Origin of the sequence: Sphingobacterium sp. WOUb80 (assembly GCF_050058145.1) — a bacterium.
Lineage (GTDB): Bacteria > Bacteroidota > Bacteroidia > Sphingobacteriales > Sphingobacteriaceae > Sphingobacterium.
Map to the genome: position 1 here is coordinate 4,236,123 of NZ_CP165617.1, position 19,264 is coordinate 4,255,386.

Annotated in this window: 13 protein-coding genes; all 13 read right to left on the bottom strand. The window is 37.3% G+C overall.

Annotation, left to right across the window (positions count from 1 at the left end; all coding sequences use genetic code 11):
- Positions 1-82: 82 nt before the first annotated feature.
- Positions 83-745: a hypothetical protein gene (locus tag AB1Z56_RS17810; protein ID WP_426789787.1), complete on the bottom strand. Its 663-nt coding sequence runs from the start codon at positions 743-745 to the stop codon at positions 83-85.
- A 186-nt stretch (positions 746-931) separates the two neighbouring features.
- Positions 932-1,801, bottom strand: coding sequence for a DUF4302 domain-containing protein (locus AB1Z56_RS17815; protein ID WP_426789788.1), 870 nt, complete (start codon positions 1,799-1,801; stop codon positions 932-934).
- A gap of 5 nt (positions 1,802-1,806) precedes the next feature.
- Entirely contained in the window at positions 1,807-2,709 is a 903-nt protein-coding gene (locus AB1Z56_RS17820; protein ID WP_426789789.1) for a zinc-binding metallopeptidase, read from the bottom strand.
- A 1-nt stretch (position 2,710) separates the two neighbouring features.
- Entirely contained in the window at positions 2,711-4,315 is a 1,605-nt protein-coding gene (locus tag AB1Z56_RS17825) for a RagB/SusD family nutrient uptake outer membrane protein (RefSeq protein ID WP_426789790.1), read from the bottom strand.
- A 3-nt stretch (positions 4,316-4,318) separates the two neighbouring features.
- Positions 4,319-7,972, bottom strand: a complete 3,654-nt coding sequence (locus AB1Z56_RS17830; protein ID WP_426789791.1) for a SusC/RagA family TonB-linked outer membrane protein — start codon at positions 7,970-7,972, stop codon at positions 4,319-4,321.
- A 185-nt stretch (positions 7,973-8,157) separates the two neighbouring features.
- The gene (locus AB1Z56_RS17835; RefSeq protein WP_426789792.1) at positions 8,158-9,309 is read right to left on the bottom strand and encodes a FecR domain-containing protein; all 1,152 of its coding nucleotides are present in this window, start codon (positions 9,307-9,309) and stop codon (positions 8,158-8,160) included.
- Between the two features lie 46 nt (positions 9,310-9,355).
- Complete coding sequence (locus AB1Z56_RS17840; protein ID WP_426789793.1) at positions 9,356-9,883, bottom strand: RNA polymerase sigma factor; 528 nt, start codon at positions 9,881-9,883, stop codon at positions 9,356-9,358.
- A gap of 335 nt (positions 9,884-10,218) precedes the next feature.
- Positions 10,219-10,659 carry a PH domain-containing protein gene (locus AB1Z56_RS17845; protein WP_313269102.1) on the bottom strand — a complete coding sequence of 147 codons (441 nt, stop codon included), beginning with the start codon at positions 10,657-10,659 and terminating at the stop codon, positions 10,219-10,221.
- 160 nt (positions 10,660-10,819) lie between these two features.
- Positions 10,820-11,140 carry a hypothetical protein gene (locus AB1Z56_RS17850; RefSeq protein ID WP_313269100.1) on the bottom strand — a complete coding sequence of 107 codons (321 nt, stop codon included), beginning with the start codon at positions 11,138-11,140 and terminating at the stop codon, positions 10,820-10,822.
- A 142-nt stretch (positions 11,141-11,282) separates the two neighbouring features.
- Positions 11,283-12,533, bottom strand: a complete 1,251-nt coding sequence (locus tag AB1Z56_RS17855; protein ID WP_426789794.1) for a DUF4302 domain-containing protein — start codon at positions 12,531-12,533, stop codon at positions 11,283-11,285.
- A gap of 28 nt (positions 12,534-12,561) precedes the next feature.
- Positions 12,562-14,001, bottom strand: a complete 1,440-nt coding sequence (locus tag AB1Z56_RS17860) for a substrate import-associated zinc metallohydrolase lipoprotein (RefSeq protein WP_426789795.1) — start codon at positions 13,999-14,001, stop codon at positions 12,562-12,564.
- Positions 14,002-14,024: 23 nt separating this feature from the next.
- Positions 14,025-15,491, bottom strand: a complete 1,467-nt coding sequence (locus AB1Z56_RS17865) for a RagB/SusD family nutrient uptake outer membrane protein (protein ID WP_426789796.1) — start codon at positions 15,489-15,491, stop codon at positions 14,025-14,027.
- Positions 15,492-15,505: 14 nt separating this feature from the next.
- The gene (locus AB1Z56_RS17870) at positions 15,506-19,087 is read right to left on the bottom strand and encodes a SusC/RagA family TonB-linked outer membrane protein (protein ID WP_426789797.1); all 3,582 of its coding nucleotides are present in this window, start codon (positions 19,085-19,087) and stop codon (positions 15,506-15,508) included.
- Positions 19,088-19,264 lie beyond the last annotated feature (177 nt).

Genomic DNA, 19,264 nt, shown 5'->3' on the forward strand with positions numbered 1-19,264 from the left:
AAACTAATATTCAAATTAATCTCCACTATAGATTTAGAAAATAAAATCCACTTTCAGCAGAAATAATTAGAATTTAATTTTTTTATCGTCCAATACCCCAAGCCAACTGAACATAAAAATGTCCAAGTCTGTCCTTCGGAACATTTGAAACGGCAGCATTCACTACTTTCCATTCATTCTGTGTAATAGAAGATTTATAACCGACTCTACATTCCGGGAGAACGCTCGTTCGTTCGGAATTAGATGTTTTCAACGTAACACTTAAATCGACAATCGCAGCATCATGCTCCATTTTTGTTTGGTTGGACTGCGTGGTCAAAAAGTCGCCAAATTCTCCATTCAGATTTTTCTTTTGAACCGTAAAAGTAGTAGACTGCGTACCGATTCCCAGCTGTGGACTAAAGATCAATCTGCCTGTACGTATCGCATTGGTAGATACATAAATCGTAAAATCTCCTGTGTTCATCGTATTGTCGTTTTTACTGCTTGTCGACAGGCTAAAATTCACGCCAATCAGGGTTTGTTTCGTCCTGTATGCCAGTCCGGCGCCTGCATTCCAACCAAACCCAGGCACCTTTCCGGAATCATATTCTTTCAAGATCCTATTCAAATTGCTGGCGTTGTTAAATTGAACACCAGCAAAATAGATCGTCTCAAATGGTAGGTGCTTAGTTTGACTGTTTTTTTGTTGCGCGAATAACTGAGCTACAAAAACAAATAAAAAGACACTAAAAAAATACTTCATAATTACAATTTGGTTCATATTAATTTAAGGCAAAGACTTTACACTTTAATTATGACAACTAAATCAATAGAATCATTACATGGAAAAAAATATTTGCAAAAAAGCCCCTCCAAAAAATATTCTGAAGGGGCCACTAAATAAACATATGAAACTTTCTCCCTGATTTCGCAGGGAGAAAATCAGTTTTTAACTTTGTGGAACTAACTTGATCGTACCTGCATCATTGGTAAAATAGCCCTTGGTATATGCACCTGTCGGTTCTACATACTTCAACTCTCTAAACTTCACTCCATTTACATCATATTCAGTGTAAAATTCGAGTCCTGTAGGCGTATAGCGATAAGCATATGGTTTCGCATTTCCTGCGATAAGCAATGCTCTCTTCGTTGTCGCATTTGCAAATGTTGCAGGAAAAGACTCTGTTCCGACCTCGAATTTGTAATTTGAAAAGGCATTAAACTTTGTGACAGCTGCACGGTATGCTGCCACAATTGTAGCTGCGTCTGCAGATTTAATCGGCACCATCACCAGCTTATTGTAGGACTTTCTGCCTTCCATAACAATCGAATCTGCTGTTACTTTGGTTACCAAAAAGTCATTTTCCCCTTTCATCCCTTCATTAGATGCACCAACCCCCGCTGTTGACGTAATAAAACCCGGCAATTGATAATTGCTATTCTTATTGAAATATTGAGGTAATGCGAAAAAATGGAAGATCTTATTGTAAGTATCAAAAGTTAAAATAGGACCAGCACCGGAAACTACAGTATAAGTACTAGTCTGTGCTGCCAAGGTCGTCATATCTCCTTCAAAGCTTACGTCAACATTATTCGTAAATTTGGCAAACAAGGTGTAACCACCAAATTCCAACCCACTGCTCGGAAAGTATTTAATCAACCAGCCATCCTTATTCGACTGGACTCCTGAATAAACTTTTTCGACACTTGCATTTAATCGGTCTGACGGACTATCGTCGAAAATATGATCCATTTTCTTCTCACAACTTGCGTTCAAAGACAAAATGGATATTCCTAATATAAATAGTTTAAATTTCATTTTTCCTAATTTAAAGTTGTTTGATCAAAAGTACTCAGTTGACTATATCTCGCTAAAATATTCGAGCGCAATACATCCATGTCTATTCCCCATTCTGATTTCATATAATTTTTTACGATCACCAGCTTAGAAGCAATGGTTGCCCGACCTTCTGCCGTTGATCCAGCTGAATTTAAAATCGCGTCCCAATCAGCTTGGCTACGAGTTACATAAAAAGAATATAATTCCGCGAAATCCTCTGTATTAGCTTTAGATGCATATGGTGATATAAAGCCTGCAGCAACCGCAGCCCCAGTACTGGTATATTTAGTATTCCATTCATCCTCTACATATCCACGGCCCGAAATCTCCAAAAAATTACTTGGATAGGGCTTATTTTGGTTCAAAATATGCTGAAACTCATGGTGCACAGTTTTAAAGAAATTGGAATTTAAAAAATCGCGATCTTTTCCACTTGTTTCGTTTAAAGCCAATAAGTTATACAAGGAGACTTTGGTTCCTGCTTCTGCAGTTCCCAAAATTGCGGTCCCATTTGTCTGAATAGGCATTGATCCTGTAAACGTGATAATTTTAGGGAAATTATTCTTTAAAAACTGTTGGCTTCCTGTGACCTCATCATAAGGTTTTATCACCAGGAACTGCATCAATTTTGCCAATCGTATAGAAGCCTCATAAGGGGCGGGGACCAAACGAAAGGACATATCAGATTCTTTATCTACATATTTATAAAGTATCTCAACATTATAAGGTTTAGTATAATTATTATATAAATAGTTATCCAAAGCATTTTTAGGAATTTCGGAATCCACAAAAACACTTTTGGAATCCAATTTATCTTCCTTATTGCATGCGGACAACAATACGCCACATGAAGCTAATAACATAAATATTCTTGTATTTAATTTCATATTATCTAGGATTTGGGGTTAAACCTGCGTTGATCACATCTTGAGGGAGTTGAATCGCACGACGATTATCTCTTACTTTTAACGTGTTATCTGTCACGGTAATTGGGAAATTGTTGGCATTAAAGACTCCTGGTGCTGTTCTTCTGGTAATTTCAATGCCATAACGTTTTACATCAAACCATCTTGATCCGGTATGTAGGAATTGGAGACGTTTGAGCGATAGTAGTGCATGAATCATATTCTCCTGTGTCCCCCCTTTTTCGAATTCAAAATCTGGATTTAATCTCTTTTTGGGTGTAGGAGCTGTTGGTGTAAAATAATCGAATGAATTTGCCCAATTGTTAATAGACACCTCACTAATTGTCGCTGGGTTATTAATGGTATTGTTGTTGATATGGATTTGCATATCAGCAATGGCTGCTGGGTAATTCTTAAGCTGGATATTTGCTTCAGCCCTATTCAATAATGCCTCTTCTGAAGTGATTGGTGTATAAACTCCACGAGTATATCCAGTTCCCGCCACCTGATCGGTATATTCGAACATATATGCTGCATGTGGAAAAAGCACCTTATTTGCTGTAGTACTGACATAACCAAATACACGGACTCTATAGTCTGTACTTGATACTGCTGTTCCGAAAACTTGTTTAGCAAAAGTTGTCTCGAATTTTGCAATCGTGCCACCATGGTTGATTCTGTTATTCGTGGAACTTCCACGGAAAGTAGTTCCCATAGCTGAATAAGCTGTAGCAATTAGGAAATTAGCTTTTAAAGAACTCGCATTATACGCCCTTGTTGTATTGTCGTAGGCAGCGGAGAACGAAGCAATCGTTGCATAATCCCGTAAAGTTGTTGCCGGATTATTTCCCAACGCTTCGGTAGAATACTCAACTACTTTCGCCCAATCTTCCATAAACAATGCAACGCGTGAGGCAAATGTGTACGCTGCCGCACGGTTAAAGTGATATTTTGCAACACTAGTGTTGGCATAAGAAGCATCATTAATTAATGGCAAGCCCTCTTCTACGTCTTTCTTAATAAAATCGTAAACCTCTTGAACAGTATTTCGTTCATATTTGGGATTTAAAGTCGTTTCCCCTTTTGTCATATAGGTAACCCCCAAATCTGTTGTCGAATGCTTTTTCGAATAATTCTGGGCAAACATATTAACAAGGATCCAATGGTTATAAGCACGTGCTAATAATGCTTCGCCACGTTGAGCGCTTAAACTCGCTGGATTTCCCTGTTCTTCAATTGCTTGCAAAGCCGCATTAGCGCTGGCAATCGCACTATAGCAAGATCCCCAAATACGATCAATCCCATCATTACTGGTTTCAGTAATATCTTCCCACGCAAATATTTGTGCAATAAAACGAGAATAGTTCAGATAAACTGGTCCAACGTCATCCACATTATCCGAGGACAGTTCTGATACCAAGACATGAGCATTCTCAGGATAAGCGCCCACAAGCATCTTCCCTATTTTATCCGTTGTATTTAATTCGGCCCTGTTGTCGGGCAATTCATCCAAGTATTTCTTACAGGAAGAAAAGCTTGTCGCTATTATTCCCGCGGCAATTAATATATATGATAGTCTCTTTTTCATATGCTAGAATCCCATTTTTAAGGTTAATGTATATTGTTTCGCAATCGGTAATGCCACACCTCCTGAGTTCACAAATTCAGGATCTTGTCCGTTGAGTCGCTTATCGGCATAAATTAGCCAAGGATTGACCACATTAAATCGCACACCAAGATTGTTCATCTTAATGGATTGCACAAAATGTTTCGGCAACTCATAAGATAAGGAAATGTCCTTCAAACGAATAAAATCACCTTTTGCAACAGTTTCCGTGGAATAATTATAAGCGTTATATGCATAGTCAAATTGACTGCTGTTACGAATAAAGCGAGAGTCCAAAATAACTGGAATATTCGTGAAGGCTTCTTCTCCAGGAACAGTCCATGCATCCCAAAACTCTTTTGGTGTAGCATTATAGTCTGTATAACCTGTTTTATAAGCAGGATCTAATCGAATCACGTTTCCAAAGGAATAGGTAATAAATACATTGAGTTTAAAATTCTTATACGAAAATATGTTCCCAAAACTTCCCATATCGGTTGGTTCGGTCGGTCCCTCGTACTTTAAGAATTCTATTCTCTTGCGTTCTTGAAAATAAACACCTGTCGTTGTCTCTGTACCATCAATGTAATTGTACACTGGCAGACCATTTGGAAGAAGTCGATTAAATGGAATGGAAAATAGCGGTCTTACGGGATAACCAACCAATCCATATCCTCCGGCAGCAATTAAATCTGAAACTCTACTATTGTTTTCTAAAGCAGTAATCTTGTTTTTTGCTTTGGTATAGATAAAACTAGAAACCCAAGAGAAGTCTTGCTTTTTCAATATTGTTGCCGAAAGACTAAATTCCAATCCATTAGATTCCATATTGGCAACATTCCCGTATTTAGAAATTTCACCACCAAGTCCCTGTGTATTGACGATACCGATTAAGTCAAAATTTTTACGTTTATAGTAATCAACATCCAATGCAACTCTATTCTTAAATAAACCAATTGATGTACCAATGTTTAGCTCATGCTTTTTCTCATAAGTGAGTTCAGAATTCTCTAAACTATTAATATTCAATCCGGTTTCTTTATCAGCTGTACTAGGTCGCCAAGGATTGTAACTCTGAATAATAATTTTCGAATTGGTAACGAAATCTGGTCCCCTATCCGCTGTCAAGCTATAAGAACCCTTGAAACTCAAATTTGAAAATGGCGTATTCAGTTTTTTAAAGAAATCTTCTTCCATCACATTCCACATTCCTGAAACGTTCCATGTCGGCATCCAACGTGCAGAGGTTGTACGCCCCAAACGGTTGGTTCCTTCGTACCGTAATGTACCATTAATGGTATATCGGTTGTCAAACGTATAATTGGCGGTTCCATAAAACGCCACCTGTCTGTTACGAGCCGGAGCAACATCACCATTTTTCTTTCTGTCAATAGAATAATAATCAGCATTTTCCTCTTGGCTCTTCTTAAACAGATTATAATCTATAAATGGAATCTCTCCTAAATCATATTGTAACCCCCAACCTCTAAACCAGTTCTGATTTCGATCCACAGAATTCGTTTCAGCACCAGCAAATGCATATACTTTATGAATCTCCTTAAAAGTTTTGTCAAAAGCTGCTGTAAAACGGAAATCCTTAGTAAACATTTTATTATCCGTACGATTATAAATACCGCCATAAGGTAAGACAGAAACAGGAACGGCATAAGGGTCATTTGGATCTTTGTATAAGAATGGATTCGCATCGCGGATAAATGTTGTTGGCATCGCGCGATAAGCCAATGCTTGGTTTGACTGATCTTTGATATAGTGCTGCTGCGACGTTTGTTGATATCTTGTAGCAGCCAATAAACCTAGCTCCAGCGCTTTAATTGGCTTCCATTTCAATTCTCCCTGGAATTTGATATCGGCAGCATTGATATCCATGTAATTGTTGTCCAATTCATGCAGGATATTAAATGGCGCATAATTCCGCGTATAGAATTCATTAGGGTCGAGTGTCCTGGAGCTCCTTAACGCATAGGTATAAGGATTGATATCAAAATCGCGTTTAATTTCCATGGAGACTCGATCCACCGTTGAACCAATCGTACCAGGCGCTCGCTGATCCCGATAAGATCCATTTGTCCGCAAATCTAACTTAAGGTTATCGTATAGATTATACGAGGCATTGAACATACCTGTATAGCGCTTTACATCCGATTTACGCGTCCATCCATTATCAAAGACTCCACTGATAGATGTATAGTATTGTGCTCTATCTGTACCTGAAGAAAGACTGACCGAGTGATTTTGCATAATTGTCCGGCTGAACAATTGTTTAAACCAATCTGTATTTCGGTATTCTGCTTTTCTTAAGTAGGCATTTCGTGCCTCTTGTGTATTCTCTAATTGCCCCGATTTGATTAACTCATACATTTTCCCGTATACACCCGATTCGGATTTACTTGCAACGTCAGCCATTGTTAACCATCCTCTTTGTTCGAGTGCTTGATTAAATGCCATCTGTTGTTGCGAGTTCATGATATTGAAATTATCATAAGAAGGAATTGCTCTTGAGGTAAACTCGCCAACATAATTTGCAGAATTTCGACCAGCTTTTCCTTTCTTTGTAGTAATAACAATAACCCCCCCCATGGCTCTAGCACCATATATCGAAGTTGCAGAACCATCCTTAAGCACAGTGAATGACTCGATGTCGTTGGCATTTAATCCAGCGACAGCAGAACTGATTAAGGTCAACGCATCTCCTGAAGACAAATCATCCGAAGAAACATTCGCAACATCCTCTATAATGATCCCGTCAATTACCCAAAGTGGCTTTGAACTACCGTAAATTGACGTCGCCCCACGAACCCTAATTTTCGGTGCCGATCCGAAAGTTCCGGTTGTATTTTGAACAGAGACCCCAGCGACACGTCCTTCCAATGCTCTGGATGGATCAGGAAGTCCGCCTAGTTCGATATCTTTCATATCAACCTTAGCCGTAGCTCCTGTAAATGTTCGTTTGTCAATCTTAGCTCCAAGCCCCGTTACAACAACTTCCTCGATTTGATTTTCATTAGAATCCAATACGATAGATACTGTATTTCTATTATTGACAACAACCTCCATATTGTTAAATCCAACATAGCGGACAACCAATACAGCATTTCCGCCAGCATTTATCTTAAAATGCCCATCTGCATCTGTTTGCGTGGAAATGGAAGTTCCTTTGACCGTGATTGTAGCGCCAGCCAAAGGATTTCCATTAGCATTTTTAACCGTTCCGCTGATCGACTGCTGAATGCTCTCGAAAACTCCTTGGTTCTTTACATTGCTATTGACAGAAATTGTATTTGCAATAATCTTGTACTCGATATTTTTATCGCTTAGTATCGAGTTTAACGCCTCTTCTACAGAAGCATTTTTTAGATTGATTGTAACGCGAGATTTTGCGTTCAAATTTTCACTATAGAGAACGCGTAGATTGGACTGCTTGGATATTGCGGAGAGCGCTTCCTCAATCCGTGCATTCCTCATTTTCAATGTAACTTTTTGTGCTGTTCCTTTTGCATGAACACCGGTTACAAATGCGAATAAAAGGCATGTACTAATTTTCATAATACGTAAGGGTTTGCAAAACCGATGGTCTTGAGGTAACAAGGACCAGGCTTTGCTAAATGGTAAGTTATTCATACATTTACATTTTGTGGTTAATTAGGTAATTAATAGTTCACTTTTAAGTTATGAGCCCTTTTGATCACATTACTGAACAGGGATGCGCCAACATTCCTGTTCTCTTTTTTGGGCATTTAATGATTGGAGCGTATAATTATATCATAAGCCTCGCTGAATTAGTTTATATATTTGTTTAAAATAAGTTAGCTTTTGTTCTCAATGATCAATTCTTTGCCATGAATTTCAAACCGGAGATTGCTGACGTAAGATAGCATCTCCAGCACCTGAGAAAGTTTTACATCCCGCTGTATACTGCCGCTATATTCTTTGTTGAGCTGTACATTGCCTCTAAATTTTACATCCAGATCGTACCACCGGGACAATTGATGGGCAATATTTACAATCGTTTCCTTTTTAAAGTAAAATTCGTTGTTATGCCAAGCTAAATCTTGCTGAATATCAGCACTCCCTTTTATCATATTATTTTTTGAAAGGGAAGCAAACTCTCCCGGATTCAGTTCCAGTTTATTCTCATGCTGTCTTACTTCGACCTTTCCCTCGACTAAAGTTGCACGAATATCGTCGTGATAAGCAAATACATTGAAATGGGTACCCAATACTTTGATTTCACCCGCTTTTGACTCAACAAAAAAAGGCTTTTTAGCGTCGTGTGCCACTTCAAAATAAGCCTCTCCTTCTAAACTAACCCTTCTTTCATTTTCGGAAAACTGTGCTGGAAATTTTAGATTAGACTGCGCATTGACCCATACTCTGGTACCATCACTCAATGTAATTTTGTAAAAACTTGCACGCGGCACAATGAGCGAATTCAAACGAGATACATGCTGGCTTTTAGTGTTGTTAACGATTAATTCGCTCCCATTTCCTACAAATGTCTTATTGCTATCATATGTCCTCGAAATTTTGTCATTAAGCGCGATTTTTTTACCATTTGACAGCTGCAAGATAGCGCCACTCTGTGCCGGTTCGACATCTTGCGCCAAATACGAAGCCGAGGTATATACGGTATCATCATCAGTTCGCAAATGGTTACTCTGCCACAGATAGAAAAAACTAGCCAAAAGGAGTAATGATGCCGCAATCCCGATAAACCATTTATTATTAGACTTTTCATTCTTGTTGTTAAGTTTTTGCCATGCTTTATTTGCATCCAATTGCTTAACAATAGCTAAATCTTGTTCGATATTCTTCGCTTTTCGAAAGGATTCTAAAAGCCGTCTATTTTGGTCATTAGCTTGTAGCCATTCTTCAAATTCTACTTTTTCTACATCAGTCAATTGACCAAATAGAAATTTTTGAAGCAGCTGAGAGATATGTCCTGAGTTTTCTTCCATTTTGTATAGTAAAGAAACTTAAGACAGGAAAAAGGGTGACAAGAATTTAAATATTTTTTAACAAAAAAATAATAAGGGGTAAAAACTCAGGATTTAGCCGTTTTAAGAGCATTTTCATACCGCGTTGTTTTTGGGTTTTTACGGTATTGATACTAATTTTCAATTCATGGGTTATTTCAAGATTAGACAAGCCTTCCAAATAACCAAGGCGAAAGACCTGTTGACAAGAGGCCGGCATCTGTTCTATAATTTTGTAAATTTCTTGAATGGCCTCACTATGAATCATGTTTAATTCAAGAGCAATATTATCCTCCTCTGTAAATCCGACGACATTCCAATATCGCTGTTGTACTTTTTCGTGACGAATATGATTGTAACAGGCGAAACGAACCGAACTATACAAGTAATTCTTAATCGCAATCTCATTGTCACTGATTTGCCCAGTGTTTTTAAAATAAGCAACAAAAGCATCTTGCACAAGATCCTCTGCCACAGCTAAATCACCGACAATTTTCCAGGCAAAGTGGCACAGCCCATTATAGTGTGTTTTAAATAATACTTCTTCCTTCTGCATAGTTAGACATTCCGTAACTACAAATTGTAATTCGTAGGGGACATTTTAGGACATATGTGTACACTTAAAATAAGTGATTAATAATTGTTTGGTAAAAGTGCTAAATATTTTTTATTATTTACGCAAAAAAGTTACCAAGGAGAATTTCTTCTTCCCCACTATCCTTCTAAACTTAGAAAATCAGAAATAAAAAAGAAAAGAATAATTACTTTAAGCAAAGTAAAACAAAAAATTGGGATCACATCAGAAAATGAGATTTTCCCCAAAAAGTCAATTTAATTGTAACAAAAAAACCTATATAACCTATTTTTTTAACATATATTCCAGAGGAATGATTATTTCCCCTCTATCACATCGATGTTCGGAGCAATCTGTTTTAATTTATCAATAAACTGAGTGGGATTTTCAGGATCGACGAATATATCGTCAGCCAAATTATAATGTAACAACATACCTTTTCTATAGGGTCTTAAAATTGTAAGTCTCATCGTTCCAAACCAGTCTACCTTGTCAGTTTCTAATTTGCGTATAGAAGTAATATCTACAGACTTTGTACCTGAGACTGTCTTAATAAAAAGCTTATCACCTTCAATCCAATACCGTTTAAAAAAGAAGGTGAAATACCAGGTTAATGCAAATACACCAAACAAGAGGAATGTACCCATATAGAGTCCCTTTTCAAGTCCTTCATAAGATATCATTACAATAAATAGGATCATAGCAACACCCCAGATATAGCTTCCGAAATTTATGTGTGTTTTAAAGACTTCTTTCATAACTAATGATTTTTTAATAGATCAATTATTTTAATATCTAGCAGCCAAATTCTAGAAACTTCACCAAAGGCAGAATTTCAGCTTCAATTTTATCAGGGTAAATGCGAAAAGAAAACAAAAATAAATAGCTCAACGATTAATAAGCCTAAAGCCATGGCGTTTATACCAAATAATCTGCAAACAACACTAAAATAATAGTTGCTGAAGTATAAAGTATACTCAAGATCCAATCAGCTCTATGCGTTTTCTTAAATACAAGAAAAAAAAGCGACATTATCCAAATGAATATGACCATAATCATCAATGGAATCGTAAAAAGTTCTACAATAAAAGAAATAATCGTATTAATCCAATCTGGAAGATATTGATATGTAGAATAATGTGCAATCAGCAAGGCGATGCATAGTAGTCCAATCTGGGAAAGAAGGCGGACCAACTTCGGTAAATTATTGCCATTTATCATTTCTTTCCAATACATCATTTAAATCTATTTATTAGCTTAACCATTTATTATTTTATTCTATGCGAAATTATTAAAAAGGAGATACACATTTTGTGTATCTCCTTGTCACATCATAAATTTTTCTTACATAGATTTCCAACTATTTTGAAGAGTTGGTTGACTATCGTCCAAAACTAATCCATTTTCGCGCATCGGACACAGTTACTAAATCATATTGTCCTAGCGCTGTTTCGATAACGTATAATCCTTTTGGATCCGTAAAATCAAGTGCTGTTTGTAAAATTATATTTCTATAGGCTGCTGGAATGGTTCCCAGAGCTCCTACATACTGATACTTAATAAGCCCCGTTTGTAAGTCAATCGTACTAGCAATCGCAGTACCGAAATACAACGAATTGCCTTGCGCATATCCAAGCAAATCATAACCAGGACCATAATCCAACCAGGCAATTCTTCTGTTCATTCCTGTACCTACAGAAACACTATTGTCATTCAAATAGTCTTCTACACCATCCTTAACCCAAGCCGAAAAAGAAATCTGACGATCTGATCTCCAAAAACGCGTTACTGCGGTCTTATCATAATTCATTGGCGTAATTGATTCTGTAATCCTCATATTTAAAGATCCTGAACTTGCCGATAAAAAGCCAGAAGGATCATACTTTACATCTGAAAGACTCACAATACTATCCTTGCCAATCACTATTGGATTAAAAAATCTAACCTCATTTTTGACGACATAAAAATTACTTCCCACATTATCACCGGTCTCTGAGGAAATAAAATTGATACGTTTATTTCCTACATCAATCTTAGCTTCGTAATTTTTTCCACCGATTTCAGTTCTTTTAAAATAGGTATGTATCTGAGACAATTTATCCTGCATAGCACTCGTCTCGTTATAGGTTGATTCCAAATCAACTTTTGATTCTGCCCTAACCAAAATAAGTTTACTTTTATTGAAAGTCCCCTCCAAGACAATTTTATCTTTGGTAGCTGAAATTACTGCAAACTCAAAATCTGCTTCATAACCAGTTCCGACCCCACCTCCTAAAACATTGGGATTGGGATCAGAAAGCTCATGTAATATAGAATAGGTATCAAACAACAATGTCGGGCGTTGCAATGCTTTAAGTCTATAAGAGCTTTCTTCCTCATCAGCCCCGTATTCAGCAGTCATGACTACGCGATTTTTGTCATTAAATTTCATGGTAAAATCTACGGCTATATCAATATTAGTTAGAAGATAGGCCTTCCAACCATATTGAGCACTAGCAAGCGTGGCTTGATACTGAGCGAGACTATCCGCCAATCTGACGTCAACATCATCTAGAACTGGCGAAGTTTTATCTTTCTTACAGCTCGAGAAGGCGAGAATAAATAATATATAAAATAATAAGTACTTTTTCATCTTGTTCTAATTTGCGTTTCTTCTTTCATTACAATGTTCCAAAAACATAAGACGTCGGATCATTTTTATTGATTAAGCCACCAAAGATTCCTTTTGACTGTGGAATGATATCATCTATCCATCTCATTGTAAAAGTCTGATTAGAAAAATAATTAACAATCGGCGACACCGAAGCTTCTATTGCTCTCGCATTTGCATTCGTTGGCTGTGGATTCGTATAAGTCAATTTTAAATCTCCATCTGTATTTGTAATTGTATAACTAAAATCAGCATTATAACCTGCACCAACAGCAACCGTCGGATCCATAAAATTTACACGGAGGATCACTCTATTTGCAGTACTAAAAATTAAGGAAACATTATCGACATATAACCCCATATTTGCCTGCAATGCAGCATTAGATGTATTGAATGCTGTCAAAAATTTAGCGGATAAACCCGACAATTTCTGAGGATTTACTGCAATCGTACTATAAGTTTTTTGCGGTCCTAACAGTTCGCTCAATGCTGGTGTTGGAGAATTAGCCTCTATAGCCTCTTGCGTTTTAATTTGAAGATCTGATAACGTAATTCCCCATTCATTTTTCATATAAGTGGTTACGATCGCCTTCTTCTTTAAAAGTTTATTTCTCGCATCTGTATTTTGCTCATAAATACCTTTTCCATTTCTTTTAATATATTGCCCTTCATAAACAAATAAGTTATTGACGATATTATTATAATAAGCGTCTCCGCCTTCAAGTAGTGTAGATAATGTTTCGACAAAATCATCGTCCTTGTTAGATCTCGCGTAAGGTGTTACAAAACCTTTACCCCAAAAATCAGCTTCATACATAATCTTATCCAAAGCAGCCGTACTGCTATAAGCCCCTCTAAAAATATTGAACCAAGTTGCCGTATAGTCGGAAGGAGTTATTCTCTGGTAGTCAGGCGTTACAGCAATATTCTGGTTCAGGACATGTCCAAACTCATGGTGCATTGTATGTAATATTTGTCGCACTGCAGGTTTGTTATCTGGATCAAATGTATTCAAGTCCAGCAAAACAATTTTCCGTCCAGCTTCAGCTGTACCTAGCGTAATAGTACCATTGCTATTATAGGAAGGGCTTCCAGCCAAAAAGAACTGCTTTTGAGTGTACCTTTTCATAAAATTCTCCCCCTTAATAGCGATATAAGGTTCAATCCAAGTTTTTTTGATAATATCCATCACTGGAATAACCAACCGCTCTTGCACTGGAATTACATTCTTATATATCTCTGGTAGTTCAGATCTATCCCATTTATATTTTACTTCGATATTGTATGGCGTAGTAAAATTCTTGCTTATCCAATCGTCTACCTCTGTCTTGGTCCAAGTATCTCCTCCTAGACCTACAATATCCGATGTCAGCTTGTCTTTATCGTTACATCCGAAAATCAGCGAAGACACAAGCAGTAGAAAAAATATATTTTTAAATTTCTTTTTCATAATTCAATTTTTAAAAGTCGACATTACCTAGGATTAGCTTCAAGTCCAGCAGCAATTGCGTCCTGAGGTATTTGTACCACTCTCCTTGGATCATCTGCACCCAATATAATTTTATTCTTGCCATTAGCACTAACATGTTCGATCGGGATTTTCAATCGGATGATATCAAACCAGCGCATGCCTTCATGCATAAATTCCATTCTTTTAAAAGTTAGAATAGATGATACTAAAGCATCTTTATCTGATGAATTCTGATAAAAGTTTTTCGCTTTTTCTACAGAGAATTTGTCGGCCGTAGCTGAATAATTTATAATACGCTTTGAAAGGTACTTATCAAGATCACTGATTGTCTGTGCACTATTTCCTAGCATCGCATTTGCTTCCGCTCTGTTAAACAAAACTTCTTCAGCGGTAAGTAGTGGCACCATATTATAGGCGTCACCTATAGTTGCATTAATCGATTCCTTTACAAAATGTTCCTTGAATTTGGGAATATTGTAAACCATTTCAGTTCCTCCAAAAATCTTAGTTGCCATGGCCAATTGTTTTCCACTAGGATTATTTGCCGGACTAAATATCCCCAACAAACTAGAACTTAAACCGTAATTATAACCGGCATAACTTCTTCCCCACTCGCTCTGAGATTCCTGGAGCAAAATATTCGCCGCCTCTGTCGAATTCGTATAAATTGCTTGCAATTCGTAATATCCCAACGCATTATAGGTTGTATTCCAGGGACGTAGATCCTCTCCTACCGTCGAACCCGGGTATAGTGCATTGGCGTGTTCAACAACCTTCGCGTATTCTTTTTTGAATAGGTAAAAACGAGTAGCAAAAGCATGCGCCGCCTGTGTCGTGAAATGGTATTTCGGAACTACATATTTGTTGTTTTTAATCAATGGGAGGCCTTCTGTCAAATCTTTTTCAATATTTTCATAAACGCTGGCAACAGTACCACGTGTATAATTGCCTTCGACGACTTTTTGCGGAAGTGTAACATAAGGTATACCGAGGTCCGTTTTAGCAGTCGCTGGATCATAAGCTTTCGCAAAGAATGTTACTAGCATAAAATGAGCATAGGCACGTGCGAGCAAGGCTTCACCTCTGCTGGCAGCATATTCTTCTGTATTACCCGCTTTATCTATGGCCTCAAGTGCATAGTTTGCTGCTGCTATCGCTTTATAACAAGCATTCCAATAATATGGTGGCGTATCTATGTCAGTTGGATCTACTTGATCGACGTAATTCCAAGCAGATGAATTGGGCAATTCTCGTGTTGTTCCACCTTTATCTCCAGCATTATCACTCATCGACTCTGCCATAGTAATATAATTACCATGTGGATAAGCATTTGCTAATAATTCTGCTACTTTAACAGCATTATTTAGTTCAGTACGATCATCGGGTTGATGTTCCAGAAATTTATTACAACTTGTTGCAACAAATAAGCTAGACAACGCCATATATAGAATTAAATTTCTTCTTTTCATTTTAACATTATTTATTAAAATCCAACTTTTAAAGACAAAGTATACTGCTTAGGTATTGGTAGAGCAACTCCTCCTGATGCAAAAAACTCCGGGTCTTGGCCTTTTAGTTTTTTATCCGAATAAATCAACCAGAAGTTATTCGCAGTTATACCAATCGAAGCGTGATTTGCTTTGAGAGATTTGAGAAAATTGGATGGTAGCGTGTACGCTAATGCCAATTGTTTTAACCTAACGAAACCTCCATCAGCAACTCTCACAGTAGAATAATTGTAGGTATTGTAAGGGTACTGCCCACTAATCGTATTGGCAGCCTCAACATCTAAAATAGATGGAATATTCGTTATGGTTTCGTCTCCCGGCATCGTCCATCGATCCTTAAATTCATTTGGCATCGCATCTAAATCAGAATAGGATGTAGCGAATGACGGATTTAACCTAATTTTATTGCCCGCTGAAAACGTAAATAATGCATTTAATGTAAATCCTTTATAACTTAATGAATTATAAAAACCTCCAGTTAATTTAGGATCCGTAGGTCCTTCGTATTTCAGATGCTTCGTTTCGAGACTCTGCATATAAACATCAATACCTTTTTCTCCCTTTTCATTGATAAATTCAGGAATACCGGTGTCGTGATTTAACCCCGTAAATTCGATGGAATATAATCCACGATATGGATAACCTTCTTGCGGTCCACCATCAGCCGTTACCAAATTAAAAATAGATTGGGGGCTCGTTAACTTTGTCACTTTGTTTTTATTGTAGCCAAAATTGAAATTGCTTCTCCAGCTGAACGAATCATTCTTGATAATCGGTCCACTCAATGTCACCTCAATACCTTTAGAATTCATATCAGCATAATTGGCTGTAATCAAATATTGGCCTCCTATACCAGAAGTACGCAAGGGACTAATCAAATCAAAACCATTTCGATTATATAGATCAACGGTCAGGTTCAATTTACTTTTGAAGAAACTCATATCGAAACCGAGGTTGGTTTCGTATTGTTTTTCCCAAGTTAGATCCTTATTTTCAATATACTGTATATTCATTACAGATTCTATTTCATCTAAATAAGGTCTTAAGGCACTTCCATTCCGAAGTACTAAAGCTGAATTGGTTGCATTACCAAGACTAGCTGTTAAACCATAGGTACCACGAATCGTTAATTTATTTAAGATATCCTGATTTTGCATGAATGCTTCTTCATCAACATTCCATGCGCCCGAAATATTCCAAGTGGGTAACCATCGTGCTGTCTTCGAACTTCCTAACTGGTTCGATCCATCATAACGACCAGTAAAGTTGATAGAATATTTTCCATCATAGGAATATGCAGCCCGCGTCATGAATGCCGAAAAGCGGTCATACTTATGTCCCATTGAATAATAATTCAGGTTGTTTAATGTCGCCTGTTTTATAATATTCGGATCGATAAATGGCACTCCCCCTTTATCATATTGATACCCGTAACCAATCATACTTCTGGCTTGACGATCAGCAATACGTAACTCTTGGAATGCATAAATATTTACGAGATGCTTTTCATTAAAAGTGTTATCGTACTCAAATGAGTTTCTAACCATATATGATTTTAAGAAATCATCGTTGGTATTATAAAATCCTCCATAAGGAAGTACAACTACTGGTTGTAATTCAGGGTGGGCTGGGTCTCGGTATAGGAAGCGATTATTATCTTGAACATAAGAATCGTAGTCCGCCCTATATGCATTTGCCATATTGGAACTTTCCCTTACTTTATGTTCGTTACCGCTTTTTACGTAGCGCATGGAAGCTAACACATCATATTTAAAATGCTTGGAAAACTTATAATTTGCCCCACCTTGAATTTTTAAATCCAACATACTCAGGTCCAAACTATTGTTATCCAATTCGTCTAAAATATTAAAGTCAGCAAAGTTTCTCGTAAAACTTTCTCTATTCCCATTTTCATCATAGGCCGTCATTGTTCGGCTCGTATTAAGGGCGTAGCTAAAAGGGTTAATATCAAAATCTCTAGAATACTTTCCTTCAACAGGATTACTCACTCTTCCTACTGTGCCGGGAGCTTTTTGATTACGAATGGAACCCGTAGTAATAAAATTAAGTGTTAATTTTTCTGACAGATTAAATAAAGCATTGATATTTGTCGTATAGCGTTGTACTTTATTTCCGACAGCCCATCCATTATCGTTTAAATAACTTGTTGACATGTACAACTGAGATTTATCAGTACCTGATGAAACGCTTACACCATGCTCTTGCATAAATGAGTTTTTGAACAAGACATCAAACCAATCTGTATTAGCAAGCGCGTATCTACTTAAAAATTTGTTTCGAGCTTCAGGCGTGTTTTCGAGCCCAAATTTCCCATTACTTTCATTATATGAATTGATCAAATGATACATTTTGGTATAAACACCACCGTTCTCAGCTCTTGATGCACTAGAGTGATTAAGCCAGCCTTTACGTGCAAGCTCTGAATAAACCGACATTTGATCCGAAGAATTCATGATATTATAATTGTTATATGTCGGTTTCAAAAAGGTTGAAAAATTACCTGTATACGATATTAACGGTTTTCCTATTCTTCCTTTTTTGGTCGTAATAACGACTACGCCGTTCATCGCCCTGGCACCATATTGTGCTGTTGCGGCGGCATCTTTCAAGATATTGAAACTTTCAATGTCATCCGCATTGATTCCAGCGACAGAGGAACCAATCAGTGTATTGACATCACCAGACGATAATTGTTCATTCGATATATTTACAACATCTTCCAAAATAACACCATCAACAACCCATAACGGTTTATTATCCCCTGTAATTGAAGTTGCTCCACGGACACGTATTTTAGGGGCTGCACCAAAAGTTCCAGATACATTTTGTACAGATACCCCCGCCACTCGTCCTTCCAACATCCTACTGACATCGGTAATACCGTCCTGTTTGATATCCGACCCTTTTATTGTAGTCGCGGCTCCAGTAAATAGTTTTCTATTTAAATTTTGATAACCGGTAGAAACAACATCAACTACATCCAACTGTCTTTCATCGGATTCCAATTCAACAGCAATATTACTGCGTCCTCCCACTGCTACTTCTTTCAGTGAATAGCCAATAAATCGTACAATCAAAACAGCATTGGCTGAAGCATTAATCTTAAAATGCCCAGATTCATCTGTCTGAGTTGATATGGAAGATCCCTTCACAGACACAGTGACTCCGCTCAAAACTTTCCCGTTTTGATCCTTAATAGTTCCAGAAACAACCTGTTGTAAAGTATTTATGGTAGAACGATTATCTGCATCACCATTCACTGAGATCGTATTGGCAATAATCTTATAGTCGATATGATTACTGCGCAGAACAGAATTCAATGCTTCTTCTACTGTAGCATTTTTTAAATTCACATTGACCCTGACTTTAGAATCAATATTTTCCCCATAAAATAGCTGCAGATCGGATTGCTTGGAAATTGCATTGAGCGCCTCCTCAATCCGTGCATTTTTCATCTTCAAAGTAACTTTTTGCGCAATGCCGTTGGCTTGAACTCCGGTCACAAAGGCGAAAAGAAGACAGGTACTAATTTTCATAATACGTAAAGGTTTGCAAAACCGAGGGTCATGAGGTATCAGTCGCCACGTTTTGCCAAATGGTAAGTTATTCATACATTTACTCTTTGTGGTTAATTGGGTTTACTTAATTCGCTTTTTAATTTTTTTAAGGCCTTTTTGATCATTCCGGAACAGGGATGCTGCAACATTCCTGTT

What these genes read in the sequence shown, in the direction of transcription:
- AB1Z56_RS17810 (WP_426789787.1), bottom strand. Translation starts at nt 745, where the DNA reads ATGAAGTATTTTTTTAGTGTCTTTTTATTTGTTTTTGTAGCTCAGTTA.
- AB1Z56_RS17815 (WP_426789788.1), bottom strand. Translation starts at nt 1,801, where the DNA reads ATGAAATTTAAACTATTTATATTAGGAATATCCATTTTGTCTTTGAAC.
- AB1Z56_RS17820 (WP_426789789.1), bottom strand. Translation starts at nt 2,709, where the DNA reads ATGAAATTAAATACAAGAATATTTATGTTATTAGCTTCATGTGGCGTA.
- AB1Z56_RS17825 (WP_426789790.1), bottom strand. Translation starts at nt 4,315, where the DNA reads ATGAAAAAGAGACTATCATATATATTAATTGCCGCGGGAATAATAGCG.
- AB1Z56_RS17830 (WP_426789791.1), bottom strand. Translation starts at nt 7,972, where the DNA reads ATGAATAACTTACCATTTAGCAAAGCCTGGTCCTTGTTACCTCAAGAC.
- AB1Z56_RS17835 (WP_426789792.1), bottom strand. Translation starts at nt 9,309, where the DNA reads ATGGAAGAAAACTCAGGACATATCTCTCAGCTGCTTCAAAAATTTCTA.
- AB1Z56_RS17840 (WP_426789793.1), bottom strand. Translation starts at nt 9,883, where the DNA reads ATGCAGAAGGAAGAAGTATTATTTAAAACACACTATAATGGGCTGTGC.
- AB1Z56_RS17845 (WP_313269102.1), bottom strand. Translation starts at nt 10,659, where the DNA reads ATGAAAGAAGTCTTTAAAACACACATAAATTTCGGAAGCTATATCTGG.
- AB1Z56_RS17850 (WP_313269100.1), bottom strand. Translation starts at nt 11,140, where the DNA reads ATGATGTATTGGAAAGAAATGATAAATGGCAATAATTTACCGAAGTTG.
- AB1Z56_RS17855 (WP_426789794.1), bottom strand. Translation starts at nt 12,533, where the DNA reads ATGAAAAAGTACTTATTATTTTATATATTATTTATTCTCGCCTTCTCG.
- AB1Z56_RS17860 (WP_426789795.1), bottom strand. Translation starts at nt 14,001, where the DNA reads ATGAAAAAGAAATTTAAAAATATATTTTTTCTACTGCTTGTGTCTTCG.
- AB1Z56_RS17865 (WP_426789796.1), bottom strand. Translation starts at nt 15,491, where the DNA reads ATGAAAAGAAGAAATTTAATTCTATATATGGCGTTGTCTAGCTTATTT.
- AB1Z56_RS17870 (WP_426789797.1), bottom strand. Translation starts at nt 19,087, where the DNA reads ATGAAAATTAGTACCTGTCTTCTTTTCGCCTTTGTGACCGGAGTTCAA.